The organism is Actinoplanes sp. NPDC049598 (assembly GCF_040675435.1).
In the GTDB taxonomy this organism is placed as follows: Bacteria; Actinomycetota; Actinomycetes; order Mycobacteriales; family Micromonosporaceae; genus Actinoplanes.
In genome coordinates this window covers 100870-114169 of the sequence record NZ_JBFAOX010000023.1, presented here as the reverse complement: position 1 = coordinate 114169, position 13300 = coordinate 100870, and the positions used below count along the sequence as shown (strand labels likewise).

Genomic DNA, 13300 nt, shown 5'->3' with positions numbered 1-13300 from the left:
GGGTAAATCGGGCATTTGCCGCTAAGCTCCCCTCTCGGACCATGACCACAGCAACAGAACGGATTAACTCCTCATGAGCTCACTTCGCCGGATCCTCGCCGTCGGACTGCCCACCGCCGGCCTGACCGTCGCCGCCGCGCTCGCCCTCGGCGGGGCGCCCGCCCTGGCCACCGCCGACCAGGCCCCGCAGCCGATCGTCGCCGCCACCACGACCGACCCGGGCCGCCCGGGCGGCACCGCCGGCTACGGCACCGAGGCGCCCGCCGACACCGACGAGCAGCCCGCCGACACCGACGAGACGCCCACCCGCGGCCAGCCCGGCTACGGCACGCCGGCCCCGACCACGCCGGCGCCCAGCTCGCCCGCGCCGAGCACCAGCACGCCGACCGCCAACACCGACACCGTCCCGGCCGAGACCCCGAGCGGCGCCGCCCCCGACACCACCGCCCCCGGCGGCGGTGTCAGCGCCGGCGGCGCCCTGCCGGTCACCGGCGCGCCGATGAGCACCCTGGTCGCCCTGGGTGGCGTCCTGGTCGCCGCCGGCGGCGCCTCGGTCTGGTACACCCGGCGCCGTCGCAGCGCCTGACCCAACTGAGTACGGCCGAAGGCCGCCCGGTTCCCTGAACCAGGCGGCCTTCGGCCTGTCCGGCTACGGGCGGGGCGGAGGGGTCAGCTCGGCGTGCCGGATCCGGAAGTCCCCGCGGGTCACCGTGGCGAAGGCGGCGGTGGACAGACACGGCCCGATCCGGGACGGCCCCCACTCGCCGTCCTCGTTCTGGTCGACGGTCGCGTCCCAGGTGAAGCCGACCCGGTCCCGGCCGCGCCCGCCGTCCTGCACGCTGAACCCGACCCGCGTGCCGAGCAGACTCTTCGCGTAGTCGTCGGCCCGGGTGACGATCGCGGTCACCGTGGCGTGCCCCGGGCTGGTCATCAGGCAGTCGACCGCCGCCTCCCACCGGACGGTGACCTGCTCCGCGGCCAGGTAGTGCGCGACCCGCACGGTCCCGGTGGCGTCGGCGGGCGAGCCGTGCTCCCCGCCCTCGACCGGGATCGGCCGGCTCCAGGGGTCCGCCCGGGCGTCGAAGGCGAACGAGCGCACGTCGTCGTCCGCCCCGAAGGGCAGCTCGAACTCGGCCCAGCCACTCACTCGGGCCGGCCCGTGCTCGGTCGCCCCGGCCGGCCCGGCCGCCACCGCCACCAGCAGCGCCGCCGCGGCGGCCCCCCATCCCACTGTCTTGCGCATCGTCGTCTCCCGTCCGGGCCGCGCGGTCGCGGCTCCGGGCTCCACGGTCGGCGATGCGAGGCGCGCTTCGATCCCTCCGGAGAGGGAGATCGCTCCCTCCAGCGGGTGGTCACTCGATCGCCGCAAGCCCAGCTCTGTTACGGGGCTCAGCCGCGGAGTCGGGCGTTTTACCAGCGCTCCTCATCTCGCCTTTCGGCGAGTGCGGCGGCGCTGTCAACGTCTTCGCCGCCGAATTCTGGCGGAAGGAGGACCGGGCCACCGCCAGCCGGGGCCATCGCCCGTCCCGTGGCCACCAGCCTGGTCAGAGCGGATCGGTGGTCGTCCACGGGAACAAGTCGGGCGATCGGATGCCCGCGGTCCGTGATCTCAAAAGTTTCGCCACCGCGGACTCGAGCCAGCACCTGACTGGTGTTCCGGCTCAGCTCTCGGATGCCGATACGCTGCATCCGGCGACCGTAGAGCAATACGTTCCGCCTCACCAGCAGGGGTGAGTAGGCGGTCGAGCTCCTCCGCTCCGCCACGGCGAGGCTCATGCCGACGGGCGGTGGCCGCGGCTTTGTCAGTGCGAGGTGATGGGCGGCCGCTGGGGCGGAAGTGACCTAAGGTCATCGGTATGCCGAAAGCCGCAGCGGAAGAGCATGAGATCGCCGGCCACACGGTGCGGCTGAGCAGCCCGGACAAGGTGGTGTTCCCGGCCCGGGGGTACACCAAGCGTGACGTCTTCGAGTACTACCTGGCCGTCGGGGACGGGATCATGCGGGCGCTCGGGCAGCGGCCGACGACGTTGCAGCGGTTCCCGGACGGGATCGACGGGGAGACCTTCTTTCAGAAGCGGATCGGGGCGCGAGGGGTGCCCGACTGGATCCAGAAGGCGACGATCAAGTTCCCGAGCATGCGTACGGCCGAGGAGCTGTGCCCGGCCGATCTGGCCCATGTGGCGTGGGCCGCGCAGATGGGGACCATCGTCTTCCACCCGTGGCCGGTGCGGGCGGCGGCGCCCGATCAGCCCGATGAGCTGCGGATCGACCTCGACCCGCAGCCGGGGACGAACTTCGGCGACGTGGTGACCGCGGCCGGGGTGATCCGGGAGGTGCTCGACGACCTGGGCTGGGTCGGTTTTCCCAAGACGTCGGGTGGGCGCGGCGTGCACGTCTATGTGCGGATCGCCCCGCAGTGGGATTTCGTGCAGGTTCGCCGGGCCGCGATCGCGCTGGCCCGTGAGGTGGAGCGTCGCCGGCCGGAGGCCATCACGACCGCGTGGTGGAAGGAGGAGCGCGGCGAGCGGGTCTTCATCGACTACAACCAGATGGCCCGGGACCGGACGATCGCCTGCGCCTATTCGCTGCGGGCCAACGGCCGGGCCACCGCTTCGGCCCCGGTCACCTGGGACGAGCTGGCCGACGTGGAGCCGGACGACTTCGACCTGCGGACCGTGCCGAAGCGGTTCGCGAAGATCGGTGACCCGCACGCGGCGATCGACGACGTCGCCCACGACATCACGCCGCTGCTGGAGTGGTCGGCCCGCGACGAGAAGGACGGGCTGGGCGACCTGCCGTACCCGCCCGATCATCCGAAGATGCCGGGCGAGCCGCCACGCGTGCAGCCCAGCAAGATGAACAAGGCCAACTGGGAGGGCCAGTAGCTACTTGCTCTCGAGGCGGCCGAGGTGGCCCGGGTCCGGCAGGACTTCACCGCGGAGGTACGCCGTCGTGAGGCGCTGGAGGAGGTCCACGTGGGCCGGGTTCTCGTCGGTCGTCTCCCTGGCCTCGTAACCCGGGATGCCACCGAGTGAGTGCTCCGCCCCGTACAGGGTCAGCAGGCTCTTGGGTCCGGGGCTGAGCGTGTAGGGGTCGGCCGACCAGTCGGGGCCGCGCGTGGTCAGGAACGACTGGTCCTTGTCGCCCGCGACGACCAGGGCAGGCGCGGTCAGGTGGCTGAAGTCCGGGTTGAGGTAGGGGAAGTGCTCGGCGGCGTACGGGGTCAGGTCGTCGCCGCCCCGGCCGGCGGTGGCCAGCAGGATGCCGGTCCGGACGCGCTCGTCGCGGAAGTCCTCGCCGAAGACCCGGAGACCGAGCAGGGCCCCGGTGGTCTGCCCGCCGAAGGAGTGCCCGGCGGCGGCGATGGTGGTGCGGTCGAAGCGCCCGGGCACCGCGGCCTCGAACACGTCGAGATGGTCCAGGGTGCGCTTCGCGTCCTCGATGCGGTGACGCCAGATCCGCGGGGTGCGGGGGTCGTCGGCGGCCAGGCCGATCGTGCGCGAGTCGAGGTACGTGGGCTGCAGCACCGCGAAGCCCTGGGCGGCCCAGTGGTCGGTCAGCGGGCCGTAGCCGTCCAGGGACGAGCCGAAGCCGTGCGAGAAGAGGATGATCGGCAGGTTGTTGCCGCCGGTCACCGGGGCGGTCACCCGGACGTGCAGGTCCTGGCCGCGGCCGGGCGCGGGCAGGACGATGGGCTTCACCGAGACGATCGCTGTCATGAGGCATCCTCGATAAGTGGGACGTTGTCCCGCTTGACGATACGGGACGTTGTCCCGTTTAAGGAGAAGTGTGTGGTGAACGACAGACCCCGGCGGGCCGACGCCCGGCGCAACGCGGCGGTCCTGCTCGACGCGGCGGCCACGGTGTTCGTCAAATCCGGGGTGGAGGCGCCCATCCGCGACATCGCGGCGGTGGCCGGGGTCGGCACGGCGACGATCTACCGGCACTTTCCGACCCGGGCGGATCTGATCGTGGCGGTCTACCGGCATCAGGTCGAGGCGCTGGCCGAGGCCGGTCCGGCGCTGCTGGCCGAGCAGCCGACGCCGTACGCGGCCCTGGCCCGCTGGATCGGGGTCTTCGTCGACTTCGTGATCACCAAACAGGGGCTGGCGGCCGTGCTGCAGTCCGACGATCCCTGCTACGACCCGCTGCACTCGTACTTCGTGGAGCGGCTCGTGCCCGTCTGCACCGACTTGCTGAAGGCGGCCGCGTCGGCCGGGGAGATCCGGGGCAACCAGGACGCGTACGAGCTCATGCGTGGCGTGGGCAGCCTGTGCGCCGGGGCCGGGAAGAACATCCGGTACGACGCCCGGCACCTGGTCGGCCTGCTGGTGGCGGGATTGCGCTCGTCACACTGACGCGCGGAAACCTGTGGATTGAGCGGCCCGGCTACGGGAGACTACGCGGTCATGGCACACCGCAGCCGACTCTCGACGTTCCTGATCGACGCGCCCCGTGACGAGGCCGGCGCGTCGGCCGACTTCTGGTCGGGCGCTCTCGGCGTGCCGGCCGAGCCCGTGCCCGGCGAGGAGCAGTTCATCTCGCTGCGCGGGGTGCTGCCCGACCACACGCTGGCCATCCAGGCCGTGGACGACGCGCCGCGCTACCACTTCGACATCGAGACCGACGACGTCGAGGCCGAGACGGCCCGGCTCAAGGGACTCGGCGCCGTCGAGGTGGGCCGCTGGCTCGAGTGCGTGACCCTGCGGGCCCCGGGCGGCCACCTGCTCTGCGTGATCCCGCCCCACAGCGACCCCGAGGTCTTCGACCGGCTCGCCCAGAGCTGGGACTAACGGCCTTCGGGGGCAAGACCCAGGACGGCGTACGCCACGACGACGGCCGCCCGATCGGTGGTGACCTTGACCTGGGTCGTGGCGCCGCCGGGCAGAGTGCCGACGCTGTCGAGGGCCACGACGCCATCGCACGGCCGGGCGCCCGCGGCGGCGATCCGCTTGCCGCCGGAGGTCACTTCGTAGGAGAACGTGCGGCGCGGGTCGGCGCTCTGGCAGGCCGCCTGGACGAAGTACTCCTGATTGGCGCGCGGAGCGGCGCGCACGGTGCCCTCGCCCATGACGGTGCCGTCCTTGTGAGAGATCACGTAGCGGAACAACTCGCCTGGGGCCACGGCGGGCACCTTCACGGGCGTCGCGGGCGTTGGCGCCGAAGACGTCGACGGCGACGACGCGGGGGCTGAGGAGGCCGGCGGAGTCACCGCGGTGGGCGCGGGTTCTGTGGTGCACCCCGCGCAGACGGCCAGCAACACCACCACGGCGACTCGCAACTTGGGCATGCCGCGATGATGACAGGGCATGTCTCGCCAGGCCGGGTCGGCGGCGAGTCAGGCCGGGTCGACGGCGAGCTTCATGCCCTCGTGGGAGGCGGTGAAGCCGAGCGACTCGTAGAAACGCTTGGCGTCGGTGCGGCGCTTGTCGGTGGTGAGCTGCACGAGGGTGACACCTTGCTCCTGGGCGCGCTGGAGGGCGTACGCCATCAGGGCCCGGCCCAAGCCGGCGCCGCGACGGTCGGCCCGGACCCGGACGGCTTCGATGGTCATGCGGGTGGCGCCGCCGCGGCTGAGGCCGGGGATGACCGTGAGCTGGCAGGTGGCGATGATCTCGCCGTCGTCGCCGACGATCAGCTCGTTGTTCGGGTCGGCGTCGATCTGCTCGAAGGCGGCCCAGACGGCGGCGTCGGCCTGCTCGGTGACGGTGCCGCGGGACCGGCTGATCTCGTCGTCGGCCAGCAGGGCCAGGATCGCGGGGACGTCGGCTCGCTCGGCCGTACGGAACATCGGGGCTCCCATTCTGATCGTCGCTCGGGCACGATGACGCCATGAAGGTGCTGCTCACGCCGCTGTCGCGGGTCTATCGCGGGGTTGTCTGGCTGGCCAACTCGCCGGGCACGCTGATTCTCGCGTACGCCATCCTGATCGTCGTCTGTGGCGTGCTCTTCCACTTCTTCGAGACCGAGAAGTCGATCGGCGACGCGATCTGGTGGGCCGTCGTCACCGCGTCGACCGTCGGGTACGGCGACATCTCACCCGCCTCGTGGCAGGGCCGGGTGATCGCCGGGCTGCTGATCTCGCTGATGGTGCTCGTGGTGATCCCGCTGATCACCGCGCACTTCGCCAGCAAGCTCATCGTCGACCGGGACGTCTTCCGGCACGAGGAGCAGGAGGAGCTCAAGCAGAACCTGCGACAGGTGCGGGCCCTGCTCGAGCAGATGGCGGCGCGTGAGGGCCTCACTTCGCCGGACAGCGCAGCCCCTCCTGCGGCACCTTCAGATCGATGAGGTAACTGTCGACGGCCTGCGTGATGCACTGGGTGCTCGGGTAGGCCGTGTGCCCCTCGCCCTCCCAGGTCAGCACGTGCCCGACGCCCAGCATCGAGGCCAGGTCGGCGGTGTTCTCGTACGGCGTGGCGGGGTCGCCGGTCGTGCCGACCACGACGATCGGCGGGGCCCCGACGGCCTTGCCGACCGGGTACGGGTCGCGGTCGCCCTTCCACACCGCGCAGGGCAGCATGCCGACCGCGAGCGAGCCGCCGAACAGCGGGTATTTCTTGCGCCACTCGCCCTGCAGCCGGCGCACCTCGTCGACGGTGGGCGCGTCCTTGGTGTCGGAGCAGTTCACGGCCAGGTTGGCGTCGAAGAGATTGCTGTACGTCCCGTCGGGCTTGCGCTCCGCGTACTGGTCGGCGAGCTCGAAGATGCCCTCGGCGCCACCTGTCTTCAGGTCGGCGATCGCCTTGGCCAGCGCCGTCCAGCCGGTCTCGGTGTAGAGCGAGGACACCACGGCCACGAAGATCCAGCCGGAGGTGGCGTTGCGGCCGTCGGCGCCCTTGACCGGCTTGGTGTCGGCCGTCTTGAGCGCGTCGGTGACCGCCTTGCGGGCGTCCGGCGCGATCGGGCAGTCGCCGGCGTTGGCCTTGCACCAGTTGGTGAAGTTGGTGAACGCGCGCTCGAAGCCCTTGGCCTGGCTCTCCGAGCCCTCGACGAAGTTCTGCTGCGGGTCGACCGCGCCGTCGAGCACCAGCGCCCGGACCTTGGTCGGGAACTGCTGGGCGTACGTGGCGCCGAGCAGCGTGCCGTAGGAGAAGCCCAGGTACGTCAGCTTCTCGTCACCGACCGAGGTACGGATCGCATCCATGTCCTTGGCGGCCTGGGCGGTCGCGAACGTGGCCAGCTGGGCCGGGCTGTACTTCTTCGCGCAGTCGTCGGCGATCTTCTCGTTGAGCGTGACCAGCTCGGTGAACTGGGCCGAGCTGACCGGGTCGGGGACGGCGGCGAAGCTCTTGTCCTGATCCTGGGCGCTGATGCACTTGACCGGGTCGGAGCGGCCGACGCCGCGCGGGTCGAACCCGATGATGTCGAACTTGTTGGTGATCTCGGTCGGCAGGCCGCCGAACTGCTGCCCGAACGACAGGTAGACCGCCGTGTCGATGCCGGAGCCGCCCGGGCCGCCGGGGTTGATCAGCAGCGAGCCGGTCCGGTCCTTCTGGGTGGCCGAACGGATGCGGATCATCGCGATCGCGTACGTCTCGCCGTTGTTGGGATCGGACCAGTCCCGCGGGACGGAGACCTTGGCGCAGTCGTACGTCATGCCGGCGGCGCCGCGGCCCACGAGCTGATCCGGGATCTCGGGGCAGGGCTGCCAGTCGGCGTTGCCCGTGCCCGGCGCGGCGGCGCTGCTCTGGGTGCTCCGGGGGGCCGGCGTGGACCCGCCCGACCCGTCGGGCGCGAACGAGGGCACGGTGCAGCCGGAGACGGTCACCACGAGCGCGGCGAACACGGCCAGGAGAGAGCGGCGCGGCACGTTGGACCCTTCTTCAGCGGACTGTCCTGACCGAGGCTAGCCGGTGAGTCTGACAATCCGCGGTCAGCGGCTGGTCAGTACCTCGGCCAGATTGAACTGGACCGGGCGTTCGAGCTGCTCGTACGTGCAGGAGTGCGGGTCCCGGTCCGTACGCCACCGTTCGAACTGGGCGGTGTGGCGGAACCGCACACCCTCCATGTAGTCGTAGCGGACCTCGACCACGCGTTCCGGGCGCAGCGGGGTGAACGAGAGGTCCTTGCCGGCGTTCCAGCGGCTCACCTCGTTCTTACGCGGGGTGCGCTCGCCCTCCAGGTGGGCCGCCCAGTTCCACGGGTGACCCTCGAACTCCGTCACCAGCGGCTGCAACTCCTGGAAGAGCTCCTGCCGTACGGCCATGGGGAACGACCCGATGACGCCGACCGAGACCAGCACGTCCCGCTCGTCGTAGAGGCCCAGCAGCAGCGAGCCGATCCGGTCCTCGCCGGACTTGTGGACCCGGTAGCCGGCGACCACGCAGTCGGCCGTCCGCTTGTGCTTGATCTTGAACATGACCCGCTTGTCGGGCGTGTAGACCAGGTCGCGCGGCTTGGCGATCAACCCGTCCAGGCCGGCCCCCTCGAACTCGGCGAACCAGCGCCGGGCGGTTTCGAGGTCATCGGTGGCCGGAGTGACGTACACCGGGGGTTTGGCGCCCTTGAGGACCTCGACCAGCCGGGCCCGGCGCTCGGCGAAGGGCAGCTCGGTCAGGTCCTCGTCGCCCAGGGCCAGCAGGTCGAAGGCGACGAAGCCGGCCGGGGTCTGCTCGCTGAGCAGCTTGACCCGGCTCGCGGCGGGGTGGATGCGCTGCTGCAGGGCCTCGAAGTCGAGTGTGTTGCGCTCGGTGTCGGCCACGATCACCTCGCCGTCGATCACCGCCCGCTCCGGGAAGTTGGCCCGCACGGCCTCGACGACCTCGGGGAAGTACCGGGTCATCGGCTTCTCGTTGCGGCTGCCGATCTCCACCTCGTCCCCGTCCCGGAAGATGATCGACCGGAATCCGTCCCACTTGGGCTCGTAGACCTGGTCGGCCGGGATCTCGGCGACGGGCTTGGCGAGCATCGGCTTGACCGGCGGATTGATCGGCAGCTCCATTTCCCCAGTCTGCCGTGTCGCTGTCCGTCTTGGGGGGCTGGCGGCACCGGCGTAAGCGTGTAATTTTGTAATGACAGCAACCTGGGGAGGTTCCACCATGAAGTTCCGACAAGGACCGCCCGGACGGGTCGAGCCGCCGAACGCCGACGACGCCGCCGCCTGGGTCGCCGGAGCCGTCACCGACGGCTGGTTCACCGAACGGCCCGAGGTCGTCGTCGACCGCGACGAGATCATCATCTGGGGCCGGGTGGCCGCGCCCGACCTCGGCGACGACGCCACCGACGCCGACCGGGCCGCCGCCCAGGCCGGCCGGATCAACCAGTTCCGCGAGGACACCCGGGCCGACCGGATGCGGGTGGCCCGCCAGATCGAGCACCGCTACCAGCGCAAGGTCGCCTGGGGCGTGCGCTGCGGCGACACCAACGAGTTGTTCACCCACCTCGCCGCGCCGGTGATGACCCGGCTCCGCCAGCCCGAGCGGCAGATCCTCGACACGCTGGTCGACGCCGGCGTGGCCCGCTCCCGCTCCGAGGCCCTGGCCTGGTGCGTCAAGCTCGTCGGCCAGCACACCGAGGAGTGGCTGGCCGACCTCCGCTCGGCCATGGGCAAGGTCGACGAGCTGCGGAAGCAGGGCCCTTTGTAGGGTGATCCACGTGCTTCGTGAGGTCACCGCCATCCGTTATGTGACACCGCTGCGTGAAGGCGGTTCCCTGCCCGGCGTCGTGGAAGCCGACGACCTCGGCACGTACGTGGTCAAGTTCCGCGGCGCCGGGCAGGGCCCCAAGGCCCTGGTGGCCGAGGTGATCTCGGGTGAGCTGGCCCGGCGGCTCGGCCTGCCCGTCCCCGAGCTCGCCGTCGTGCACCTCGACCCGGTCGTGGCCCGGGCCGAGCCCGACGAGGAGGTCCAGGAGCTCATCAAGGCCAGCGCCGGAGCCAACCTGGGCATGGACTTCCTGCCCGGCGCCCTCGGCTACGACCCGGTGGCCCACCCGGTCGAGGCCGGCCTGGCCTCCCGCGTGCTGGCCTTCGACGCCTTCGTCGAGAACGTCGACCGCAGCTGGCGCAACCCCAACCTGCTGATCTGGCACAACGGCCTGTGGCTGATCGACCACGGCGCCACCCTCTACTTCCACCACAACTGGCCCCGCGCCGCCACGGTCGTCCACCGCCCGTACAAGTGGGACGACCACGTCCTCAAGCCGTACGCGACCGAACTAGCCACCGAGGGCCCGGCCCTGGCCGCCCGGATCACCCCGTCGCTCATCCGCGAGGCCGTCGGCCTGGTCCCCGACGAGTGGCTCGACGACGGCGACAAGGACGCCTACATCGCCCATCTCACCGCCCGAGCAGAGCAGCCGGAGGCCTGGCTGCCATGAGAGTCCCCTACGAGTACGCGGTGATCCAGGCCGTCCCGCGCATCGAACGCGGCGAGCTCATCAACGTCGGCGTCGTCCTCTACTGCCAGCGCCGCGACTTCCTTCAGGCCCGTACACACCTGCACGAGGACCGCCTGCGCGCCCTGGACCCCACCGCCGACGTCAAGGCCATCCGCGACGCCCTCACTTCGTGGGAGTCCACCTGCACCGGCGCCGGCGCCGCGGCCGGCATGAGCCAGGGCGAGCGCTTCCGCTGGCTGGCCGCCCCCCGAAGCACCATCCTCCGAGCCGGTCCGGTCCACATGGGCTTGGCCGAGGACCCGGCCGAAGAGCTCGACCGCCTGTTGACCCTGCTGGTCAGATAGCGAGAGCTGCGGCTCAGGGTTGCTATGTCACTAACAAAGCAATATTGCGAGTTTGATGTCGCTATGTTGGCGACATCGTCGGCGCTTGCAAGATCTGACCATTGGCTTAGGGCTCGTCGGCGTCGGTGAAGCGCCATTGGTGCTTGCCCAGCACGAGGCCGAAAACGACGACGCCGAGGATGGAGACCGGCACTCCGATGGCGGTACGCAGCCATAGGCCGGTCGAGTCGCCGATGAGAGCGCTGCTGTCCAGCGCGAAGATCGTAGGGTCGTTGCGGTCAGTGCAGATCCTCACCGCGGATCGTTCGCGCAGCGGCCGGCGGCTCTGATAGTGGAGCGCGCCCCGAAAGGTCTGGCCGCCGATGGCGTACGTCAGATCGGCCGAACTTCGCAGTTTGCTGCCCAGGTGCCAGCCGGCCTTTTCCACTTGGGCCTCCACGCACAGCCCGCTATCTCGAAGATTGTTGATCGTGCGGGCCTCGCTCATCACAACGGGAAGGCCGATGATGAAGCCGAGAAACGACACGACGGCGATGGCCGCCTCGAGGGGCTCGAAGCGCAGCCCTCGGCGGAGCGAGAACCGGCCCTCCGGTTGTGCGTGCCGTGCCATTGCCCGCTCCTCGTGCCGTCCCGTGATCACCGTAGGCCGTCTGAACTGGCCGAAAGCGGGAGGCTAACGATCTCGCGGCCGGCTTAGCGTCGAGCTATGGGTAAGCCGGTGGGATGTCGGCTGGGGTGGCACAAGTGGGTTCGGCGGTCGACGCAGGACGGGCAGCAGTTTCAGCAGTGTGCCCGCTGCGGCAAGGATGACGGGTCGTCGAAGGCGCACTGGGCTGCCGGGCCGATGGCGTGAAGCTTCGCATTTCGCCCTGGGCGGTGAGGTGAGAGCCCAGGTCAGTGGCGTGCGGGCCGAGTCACCCGGTCGAGCAACGGCGGGCGGGGTGGCGGCCGCGGACTTAGGCTCGGGGCATGGACTATCAAGTATCGGTCAAGTGCGAACAAATCGCCGAGTGGTACGTGAGGGTCAAGGGGCTCGCGGATGCTCATCATGGGCATGCCACGGGGGAGCACCTGAAGGCGCTCGCGGACGAGATCTACGAGCAGGTGCCGTCGGAGTGGTGGACCAGCCAGCCGGCGCCGCTGGACAACCGCGTCCGAAGTTAGAGGACGAACGCGTCGGTCCAGAGCTGGCGGGAGCGGCCGCCCAGGGCCTCCATCAGGCCGACGGCCTGCTGGTCGGTCAGGCCCGCGACGAAGTCGATCACGGCTCGGCCGCGGGCCCGGCGGAGGCTTTCCGGGGTGCCGTCGGGGAGCTCGGCCTGGGCCAGTTCGACCAGGTCCTGCAGGCGGCGCGGGATGCGCTGCTCCTCGTCGGGGTCGGTGAGCCAGGCGTCCAGCGCCTCGACCAGGGAGGCCAGCAGGCGGCCCTGGCCGCGCTGGTGCAGGGCCAGGTCGGGGCGGGCCAGGACGAACCGGTTCTGCACGAACTTGAGGATCTGCACCTCGTGCCACTGGGCGGTGGCCAGCTGCACGTGGCCGGAGCGGACGGCCGGGTCGGCGATCGTGCGGCAGGACTCGACCAGGCGGCGGGTCCACGTGGCGGAGAAGGCCGCGACCCGGGACTCGGCCTCCAGCGAGCCGTCGAACGGGCGGGCCAGCAGGCCGTCGACCAGCTCGGCCCGGACCAGCTCGACCGCGGCCGCGAAGGCGTCGTCGTCGGCCATCCAGGCGTCCTTGCGGTGCAGCTGGCGGCGTAGGGACTCGATCGCGCCGCCGGCCCGGGTCAGGTCGGTCGAGGTGCCCCAGCGCTGCCAGGCCATCAGCTCGGTGGCGACCGCGCCCTGCTGGAGAACGCCGACGCGGTGCACGTCCTCCAGGTCGTGGATGGCGTACGCGATGTCGTCGGCCGTGTCCATGACCGAGGCCTCGACGGTCTGCTGCCAGTCGGCGACCCGGCCCGCGAACGGGGCCCGGGCGGCGGCCATGTCGCGCAGCTCGGTGGAGTACGCCCCGAATTTCAGGGAGCCGCCGGCCGGGTCGTCGGCCGGTGGGGCGGCCCCGCGCGGCGGCGGGTCCATGAAGCGGGCCTGACCGCGGCGGGTCCACGGATATTTGAGGATGGCGGCGCGTACGGCGTTGGTCAGGTTGAGCCCGAGGGTTGCCTCGCCGCGGATCTCGGTGCTGGTGACGATCCGGTACGACTGGGCGTTGCCCTCGAAACCGTCGTTGAGCCCCAAACGGTGGCGGGCCAGCCGGTCGAGCACCCGCTCGCCGAGGTGGCCGAAGGGCGGGTGGCCGAGGTCGTGGGCCAGGGCGGCCGCCTCGACGACATCCGGGTCGCAGCCGCCGAGCTTGTCGGCCAGCTCGGGGTCGACCCGGTCGGCGATGGCCCGGGCGACCTGGGCCACCTTGAGGCTGTGGGTCATCCGGTTGTGCACCAGCAGGCCGGCGCCGCCCGGGCTGATCACCTGGGTGACACCGGCGAGCCGGGCGAAGAACGGGGAGCTGACGATCCGGTCGCGGTCGACCCGGAACGGGCTCGACGCGAGGTCACCGGGGGCGACGAGACTGTCGCCGAACAGGCGCTGAGCCCGGGGATCATCCATCCCAGGAAG

General features: G+C 70.9%; 18 protein-coding genes. 9 read left to right on the top strand and 9 right to left on the bottom strand.

What is annotated here, in order from left to right:
* Nucleotides 1-73 precede the first annotated feature (73 nt).
* Nucleotides 74-586, top strand: a complete 513-nt coding sequence (locus tag AB0J66_RS37880) for an LPXTG cell wall anchor domain-containing protein (protein WP_364671605.1) — start codon at nt 74-76, stop codon at nt 584-586.
* Between the two features lie 63 nt (nt 587-649).
* On the opposite strand, the gene AB0J66_RS37875 is transcribed toward AB0J66_RS37880, so the two are convergent.
* Nucleotides 650-1243, bottom strand: coding sequence for a hypothetical protein (locus tag AB0J66_RS37875; RefSeq protein ID WP_364671602.1), 594 nt, complete (start codon nt 1241-1243; stop codon nt 650-652).
* A gap of 167 nt (nt 1244-1410) precedes the next feature.
* The gene (locus tag AB0J66_RS37870) at nt 1411-1689 is read right to left on the bottom strand and encodes a type II toxin-antitoxin system prevent-host-death family antitoxin (protein WP_364671599.1); all 279 of its coding nucleotides are present in this window, start codon (nt 1687-1689) and stop codon (nt 1411-1413) included.
* A 161-nt stretch (nt 1690-1850) separates the two neighbouring features.
* Here AB0J66_RS37870 and ligD point away from each other — a divergent pair, with 161 nt between their 5' ends.
* Nucleotides 1851-2885, top strand: a complete 1035-nt coding sequence (gene ligD / locus AB0J66_RS37865) for a non-homologous end-joining DNA ligase (protein WP_364671703.1) — start codon at nt 1851-1853, stop codon at nt 2883-2885.
* Here the strand turns inward: ligD and AB0J66_RS37860 are convergent, their stop codons facing one another.
* Complete coding sequence (locus AB0J66_RS37860; protein ID WP_364671596.1) at nt 2886-3719, bottom strand: chlorophyllase; 834 nt, start codon at nt 3717-3719, stop codon at nt 2886-2888. It lies immediately after the preceding gene.
* Between the two features lie 72 nt (nt 3720-3791).
* Between AB0J66_RS37860 and AB0J66_RS37855 the strand changes: the two genes are divergently transcribed.
* Nucleotides 3792-4358 carry a TetR/AcrR family transcriptional regulator gene (locus AB0J66_RS37855; RefSeq protein WP_364671593.1) on the top strand — a complete coding sequence of 189 codons (567 nt, stop codon included), beginning with the start codon at nt 3792-3794 and terminating at the stop codon, nt 4356-4358.
* A 51-nt stretch (nt 4359-4409) separates the two neighbouring features.
* Complete coding sequence (locus AB0J66_RS37850) at nt 4410-4793, top strand: VOC family protein (protein ID WP_364671590.1); 384 nt, start codon at nt 4410-4412, stop codon at nt 4791-4793.
* Here AB0J66_RS37850 and AB0J66_RS37845 read toward each other — a convergent pair.
* Both AB0J66_RS37845 and AB0J66_RS37840 read right to left on the bottom strand, forming a co-directional pair.
* Nucleotides 4790-5290: a hypothetical protein gene (locus AB0J66_RS37845; RefSeq protein WP_364671587.1), complete on the bottom strand. Its 501-nt coding sequence runs from the start codon at nt 5288-5290 to the stop codon at nt 4790-4792. The two genes, AB0J66_RS37850 and AB0J66_RS37845, sit on opposite strands and share 4 nt — an antisense overlap.
* A gap of 48 nt (nt 5291-5338) precedes the next feature.
* Nucleotides 5339-5803, bottom strand: coding sequence for a GNAT family N-acetyltransferase (locus AB0J66_RS37840; protein WP_364671584.1), 465 nt, complete (start codon nt 5801-5803; stop codon nt 5339-5341).
* 29 nt (nt 5804-5832) lie between these two features.
* Here AB0J66_RS37840 and AB0J66_RS37835 point away from each other — a divergent pair, with 29 nt between their 5' ends.
* Nucleotides 5833-6291 carry a potassium channel family protein gene (locus tag AB0J66_RS37835; RefSeq protein WP_364671581.1) on the top strand — a complete coding sequence of 153 codons (459 nt, stop codon included), beginning with the start codon at nt 5833-5835 and terminating at the stop codon, nt 6289-6291.
* Here AB0J66_RS37835 and AB0J66_RS37830 read toward each other — a convergent pair.
* Complete coding sequence (locus tag AB0J66_RS37830; RefSeq protein WP_364671578.1) at nt 6242-7813, bottom strand: alpha/beta hydrolase; 1572 nt, start codon at nt 7811-7813, stop codon at nt 6242-6244. The genes AB0J66_RS37835 and AB0J66_RS37830 overlap by 50 nt on opposite strands.
* Before the next feature lie 63 nt (nt 7814-7876).
* A complete protein-coding gene (locus AB0J66_RS37825; protein ID WP_364671575.1) occupies nt 7877-8944 on the bottom strand; it encodes an ATP-dependent DNA ligase in 1068 nt (355 codons plus the stop codon).
* Between the two features lie 97 nt (nt 8945-9041).
* Between AB0J66_RS37825 and AB0J66_RS37820 the strand changes: the two genes are divergently transcribed.
* From AB0J66_RS37820 to AB0J66_RS37810, 3 genes are read left to right on the top strand one after another with little or no spacing between them, the layout of a single operon-like run.
* The gene (locus AB0J66_RS37820) at nt 9042-9587 is read left to right on the top strand and encodes a hypothetical protein (protein ID WP_364671572.1); all 546 of its coding nucleotides are present in this window, start codon (nt 9042-9044) and stop codon (nt 9585-9587) included.
* A gap of 10 nt (nt 9588-9597) precedes the next feature.
* Nucleotides 9598-10320 (top strand): HipA family kinase, encoded by a 723-nt coding sequence (locus AB0J66_RS37815; RefSeq protein WP_364671569.1) that lies wholly within the window; start codon nt 9598-9600, stop codon nt 10318-10320.
* Complete coding sequence (locus tag AB0J66_RS37810; RefSeq protein ID WP_364671566.1) at nt 10317-10685, top strand: DUF3037 domain-containing protein; 369 nt, start codon at nt 10317-10319, stop codon at nt 10683-10685. The genes AB0J66_RS37815 and AB0J66_RS37810 overlap by 4 nt, the downstream gene beginning before the upstream one ends.
* A 106-nt stretch (nt 10686-10791) precedes the next feature.
* Here AB0J66_RS37810 and AB0J66_RS37805 read toward each other — a convergent pair whose 3' ends face one another.
* The gene (locus AB0J66_RS37805; RefSeq protein ID WP_364671563.1) at nt 10792-11325 is read right to left on the bottom strand and encodes a hypothetical protein; all 534 of its coding nucleotides are present in this window, start codon (nt 11323-11325) and stop codon (nt 10792-10794) included.
* Nucleotides 11326-11654: 329 nt separating this feature from the next.
* Here AB0J66_RS37805 and AB0J66_RS37800 point away from each other — a divergent pair, with 329 nt between their 5' ends.
* Entirely contained in the window at nt 11655-11849 is a 195-nt protein-coding gene (locus AB0J66_RS37800; protein WP_364671560.1) for a hypothetical protein, read from the top strand.
* Here AB0J66_RS37800 and dgt read toward each other — a convergent pair.
* The gene (dgt, locus tag AB0J66_RS37795) at nt 11846-13291 is read right to left on the bottom strand and encodes a dGTP triphosphohydrolase (RefSeq protein ID WP_364671557.1); all 1446 of its coding nucleotides are present in this window, start codon (nt 13289-13291) and stop codon (nt 11846-11848) included. The two genes, AB0J66_RS37800 and dgt, sit on opposite strands and share 4 nt — an antisense overlap.
* Between the last annotated feature and the right edge of the window lie 9 nt (nt 13292-13300).

Excerpts from the sequence above, each read along its gene's own strand:
- AB0J66_RS37825 (WP_364671575.1), bottom strand. The coding sequence starts at position 8,944 with ATGGAGCTGCCGATCAATCCGCCGGTCAAGCCGATGCTCGCCAAGCCC.
- AB0J66_RS37800 (WP_364671560.1), top strand. The coding sequence starts at position 11,655 with ATGGACTATCAAGTATCGGTCAAGTGCGAACAAATCGCCGAGTGGTAC.
- dgt (WP_364671557.1), bottom strand. The coding sequence starts at position 13,291 with ATGGATGATCCCCGGGCTCAGCGCCTGTTCGGCGACAGTCTCGTCGCC.
- AB0J66_RS37875 (WP_364671602.1), bottom strand. The coding sequence starts at position 1,243 with ATGCGCAAGACAGTGGGATGGGGGGCCGCCGCGGCGGCGCTGCTGGTG.
- AB0J66_RS37810 (WP_364671566.1), top strand. The coding sequence starts at position 10,317 with ATGAGAGTCCCCTACGAGTACGCGGTGATCCAGGCCGTCCCGCGCATC.
- AB0J66_RS37845 (WP_364671587.1), bottom strand. The coding sequence starts at position 5,290 with ATGCCCAAGTTGCGAGTCGCCGTGGTGGTGTTGCTGGCCGTCTGCGCG.
- AB0J66_RS37840 (WP_364671584.1), bottom strand. The coding sequence starts at position 5,803 with ATGGGAGCCCCGATGTTCCGTACGGCCGAGCGAGCCGACGTCCCCGCG.
- AB0J66_RS37880 (WP_364671605.1), top strand. The coding sequence starts at position 74 with ATGAGCTCACTTCGCCGGATCCTCGCCGTCGGACTGCCCACCGCCGGC.
- AB0J66_RS37820 (WP_364671572.1), top strand. The coding sequence starts at position 9,042 with ATGAAGTTCCGACAAGGACCGCCCGGACGGGTCGAGCCGCCGAACGCC.
- AB0J66_RS37860 (WP_364671596.1), bottom strand. The coding sequence starts at position 3,719 with ATGACAGCGATCGTCTCGGTGAAGCCCATCGTCCTGCCCGCGCCCGGC.
- AB0J66_RS37835 (WP_364671581.1), top strand. The coding sequence starts at position 5,833 with ATGAAGGTGCTGCTCACGCCGCTGTCGCGGGTCTATCGCGGGGTTGTC.
- AB0J66_RS37850 (WP_364671590.1), top strand. The coding sequence starts at position 4,410 with ATGGCACACCGCAGCCGACTCTCGACGTTCCTGATCGACGCGCCCCGT.
- AB0J66_RS37870 (WP_364671599.1), bottom strand. The coding sequence starts at position 1,689 with ATGCAGCGTATCGGCATCCGAGAGCTGAGCCGGAACACCAGTCAGGTG.